Below are 1,489 nucleotides of genomic sequence, written 5' to 3'. Positions count from 1 at the left end.
AAATGAATTCTTAGGTATAGACATTGCAAAAGAAGGTGTAAAAAAAGCAGCAAAATCATATAAAAATATAAATTGGTTGGTTGCTGATCTAGCTGATATACCAGTTATGAATGGGAATGTAGACTTTTTAATTAATGTGCTTAGCCCTTCTAATTATGATGAGTTTAAAAGAGTTCTAGATAAAGAGGGGAAATTGATAAAAATAATTCCTAATAGTGATTATTTAAAAGAAATAAGGAATATAGTCTTTAGTAATCATAAAAATAAGGATTATGATAATTCTGAGGTTATAGATTTATTTGAAGCTAATTTTAATAAAATTGAAATGATAGACATTAGTTATAAGGTTAAATTAAATAAAGAAGAATTGAATAAATTACTTGATATGACGCCTTTAACGTGGAATTTAAGTGACGTAGAAAAAGAAGGAATAATTAAGAAAAACTTAAGTGAAATTACGATGAGTTTTAAGGTTTTGGTTGGTGGTTTTAAAACGAGTTGAAAACGAGTTTCTTCTTGTCTTGATACTATATAGAAATAACGTTCTTTTTTAAAATGTTGTTTCAAGCTTGATGTAACAGTGTTTTGAAAGATTTTTAGTGTATAAAATAAAATTTGACATAAAAAAACTCCAGTAATAAGATTAAAGTGTCGAGCTAAAATCAAATACTGGAGGTCTTTTTATATGCAAGACAATCATACAAAATATATAGACGAAAATCAAGATAATAAAACACTAAAAGACTTAACGAAAAGTGGGAAACAACGCCCGTGGAGAGAAAAGAAAATCGATAATGTAAGTTATGCAGATATACTAGAAATCTTAAAAATTAAAAAGGCTTTTAACGTAAAACAATGTGGTAACGTCTTAGAGTTCAAGCCTACTGATGAAGGTTATTTGAAGTTACATAAGACATGGTTTTGTAAATCAAAATTGTGTCCAGTTTGTAATTGGAGGCGTGCTATGAAAAATAGTTATCAAGCTCAAAGAGTGATTGAAGAAGTGGTTAAAGAAAAGCCGAAAGCACGTTGGTTGTTTCTTACACTATCAACACGAAATGCGATAGATGGAGATACTTTAGAAAAAAGTCTTAAACATTTAACTGAATCATTTAGAAGATTATTTAAATATAAAAAAGTTAGTAAAAATTTAATTGGTTTTATGCGTTCGACAGAGGTTACAGTTAATAAAAATGACGGTAGTTATAATCAACATATGCATGTTTTATTGTGTGTTGAAAGTAAATATTTTAGAGGTTCTGAGAATTACATTTCTCAAAATGATTGGATTAATTTATGGCAAAAAGCATTACAAGTTAATTATCGGCCAGTAGCAAATATTAAAGCGATCAAACCAAATCAAAAAGGCGATAAAGATATTCAAGCAGCAATCAAAGAAACCTCGAAATATTCGGTTAAATCATCTGATTTTTTAACTGATGATGACGAAAGAAATCAGGAAATCGTGAATGATTTAGAAAAAGGTTTA

The 1,489-nt window shown here is 28.1% G+C and carries 2 protein-coding genes; both read left to right on the top strand.

Annotated features, from left to right (window positions below):
- Positions 1-502: class I SAM-dependent methyltransferase (locus tag KA824_RS09255; RefSeq protein WP_481906279.1), on the top strand; the 502-nt coding region annotated here is incomplete at its 5' end.
- A 183-nt stretch (positions 503-685) separates the two neighbouring features.
- Positions 686-1,489, top strand: an 804-nt coding sequence (locus tag KA824_RS09250) for a protein rep (protein WP_210124185.1), incomplete at its 3' end; no start/stop codon positions are given.

It is taken from the genome of Staphylococcus sp. GDY8P198P, assembly GCF_017891615.1.
Taxonomy (GTDB): Bacteria; Bacillota; Bacilli; order Staphylococcales; family Staphylococcaceae; genus Staphylococcus; species Staphylococcus cohnii.
Note: the sequence above shows the minus strand (reverse complement) of the source record. Positions and strands in the feature narration are given on the sequence as shown.